The sequence below is a fragment of the Halochromatium sp. genome (genome assembly GCF_054919635.1).
On the sequence record NZ_JBUDPI010000430.1, the window covers coordinates 1 to 2777 of the forward strand.

Annotated in this window: 2 protein-coding genes and 1 pseudogene; all 3 read right to left on the reverse strand. The window is 68.9% G+C overall.

Annotated elements, in window-relative coordinates:
* Positions 1-557 (reverse strand): annotated as a pseudogene (locus ACY693_RS17785) (hypothetical protein); the annotation flags it as partial.
* Complete coding sequence (locus ACY693_RS17790) at positions 554-1597, reverse strand: TolC family protein (protein ID WP_462323145.1); 1044 nt, start codon at positions 1595-1597, stop codon at positions 554-556. The gene ACY693_RS17790 and the pseudogene ACY693_RS17785, both read right to left, overlap by 4 nt.
* Positions 1598-1948: 351 nt before the next feature.
* Positions 1949-2777 (reverse strand): DNA polymerase (locus tag ACY693_RS17795; protein ID WP_462323146.1); only part of this gene is annotated, 829 nt, incomplete at its 5' end.

Below are 2777 nucleotides of genomic sequence, written 5' to 3' on the forward strand. Positions count from 1 at the left end.
AGCTCGCGCTCCGCGTCCGCGAGCGCGATCTGCTGGCGGGCGACAGCGGCGTTGGCCTCGAGGCTGGCCGCTTGCGCCTCGCGCTGATCCATGCGCAGCAGCAGCTCGCCCTCGTCGACGTGCTCGCCGGGCGCGATCAAGACCTCATCGATGACACCGTTCTCGACCGCGCGCATCTCGACCTTGCGCACCCATTCCAGCCGCCCGCTGAGCTGCAGCGCGGCGGCGGCCTGGGTCGTCAGCACTAAGAGCAGCAGGGCGCCGAGGGTCAGACTCAGCGCAGTTGCGAGCTTCGGCGGGCGATTGTGGGTCGATGATGGGCGTGATGACAGGGTGATGGGTTGGTGGTCGATGAGGTCTTGCATCCGCGTGGTCTGGTGCTCTGGCTGGCCGACGCGCGGATGTTGGGGCCGCCGAAGCGACTGGCCCAGTGGTTGCCCAAGCGACTGGCCCAGTGGCTGGCCCAGTGACCGGCCCAGTGACTGGCGAAGCGCGTGATCAGGCAGTTGACCAAGGGCTTGCTCGCCGAGCGCGTCGATCTGGGCCGGCTCGATCATGGCTCCAGCCCCTGCAGAGCATCGAGCTCGGCGCGGGTCAAGGCGCGGCAGAAGGCGATCTCCTGCTCATCGCGCCGCGCCTTGGTCTGCTGGCTCATCGAGAAGCCGAGATCGGCCTTGGCCTCGAGCTCGTACAGGGTGCGGCTCTCATCGAGCTTGAGATCACGCCAGTCCGATTCGCTGCGCGCCTGCTCGGCGATGACCTCGAGCAACTCGAGCCGGGTCAGCAGCTCCAGCGCGCGCTCGCGAACGGCCATACGCACCAGCGCCTGCTCGGCCTGGCTGCGGCCCCGCATCAGGGCCTCGACGGCGGCGTTCTGCTCGAGCGCGGCGGCGACGACGGCATCGAGCTCCGGGAGTGCGTCCTCGGGCGCCTCGGGCGCTGGCGTCAGCAGCTGGCGCGGGAGCGAGGTGGGATGGCCCAGGGCGGTGGCCAGCAAGGCGCGGGTGACGCGCTGTGCCGCCTCACTGGCGGCGCGCTGGCGGCGGATCAGCTGATAATCGGCCTGCAGCTCGGCGGTGCGCAACGGCGAGAATTGCCCCAGCTCCTCGCGGGCCTCGGCGCGGTCGAACTGGATGAAGGCCACGGCCATAGCCTCGTTGTCGCGGGCGAAGCTGAGGTCCGCGAGCAGCACATCGTAGAAGCGCTGCATGATCTCGAGCCTTTGCGCATCAGCGCTGCTGAGCAGGGCCGACCAGGCGACATCGCGCTCGGCATCGTTGCTGCGCGCGCCGCTGAAGGCGACCGTGTGACAGCCGAGGTAGAGCGGCTGCGCGCGCGGCAGCCCAGGTGGCGAGACCGAAGCGGACGCAGAAGCCCCGGCACCTGATTCGGGTGTTTCGGGCTCGGCTGCTTCGGCTCCCGCGTCCTGCTCCGCCGCTATGACCCGCGGATGGGTCGCGGCGAAGCGAAGCGCCTGCTCGAGGCTCAGCGGGTCTGGCACCGTGCTCGGCGCCTCGTTAGCGCTTGTGATCGCTGGCGCCAGTGCGAGCAGCACGAGGACGATCGCCAGCGCCTCGGTTGTAAGTTGCGCTGGCAAGATGGCGAATGTCGCGCCTCGCCGGGCTGCGACCGGCAGTGGAGCTGGCGCAAGCTTCACGGGCTGAGCCGGGCTTGCCTGGGCGCGCGCTGCGGGGTGAAACGCAGATGCGGCCGCAACCTTTGCAACCTTCGCTCGCCACTCAAGAAAGCCTTGCGCAATGGAGATGGCTCGGCGGTTGGTGGCTCGCCAGCTGGGCCGGCAGGAGCGGCACGCAAGAAAGGTGTCGGCGGTCGATGATCGCCTCATGGCAGTCGGGTCCTCTCAGCATGGGGATGGTCGATCGCTACCTTGCGAGCCAGCTTGCGAGCCAGATGCACAGCAATGGCAAGCGTAGCGCGATGCTTGGTCTCAATGCGCCTCGTCCCAGTTGTCGCCAATGCCAGCCTCGACTAGCAGCGGCACCGCGAGCTCGGCGGCATCCTGCATCAGCGCGCAGATCTGCGCCGAGGCCGATGCCTTGGCCTCCTCGGCGACCTCGAACACCAGCTCGTCGTGCACCTGCATGATCATCCGCAGCGGCGGCTTCTCGCGGCGAATCCAGCCGTCGACCGCGATCATTGCGCGCTTGATGATGTCGGCCGCGGTGCCCTGCATGGGCGCGTTGATCGCGGTACGCTCGGCGGCGCTGCGCAGCTGATGGTTGCTGTGGCCGATGTTGGTCAGATACAGCCGGCGCCCGAACAGCGTTTCGACGTAGCGATCCTGGCGCGCCTGCTCGCGGGTGCGGTCCATGAAGGCGCGCACGCCCGGGTAGCGGGCGAAGTAGGCGTCGACATAATCCTGCGCCTCCTGGCGCTCGATGCCGAGCTGGCGTGCGAGCCCGAACGCGGACATGCCGTAGATGAGGCCAAAGTTGATCGCCTTCGCCGAGCGCCGTTGCTCGCCGCTGACCTCATCGGGCTCGAGGCCGAGGATCTCGGCGGCGGTGGCGCGATGGATGTCCTGGCCGGCGGCGAAGGCCGCGAGCAGACGCTCATCGCCCGACAGATGCGCCATGATGCGCAGCTCGATCTGCGAATAGTCGGCGGCAAGGATGCGGTAGCCCGGCTCGGGCACGAAGGCGCGGCGGATGCGCCGCCCGGCCTCGCTGCGGATCGGGATGTTCTGTAGGTTGGGGTCGCTGGAGGAGAGCCGGCCGGTCGCGGCGACCGCCTGATGATAGCTGGTGTGCACGCGG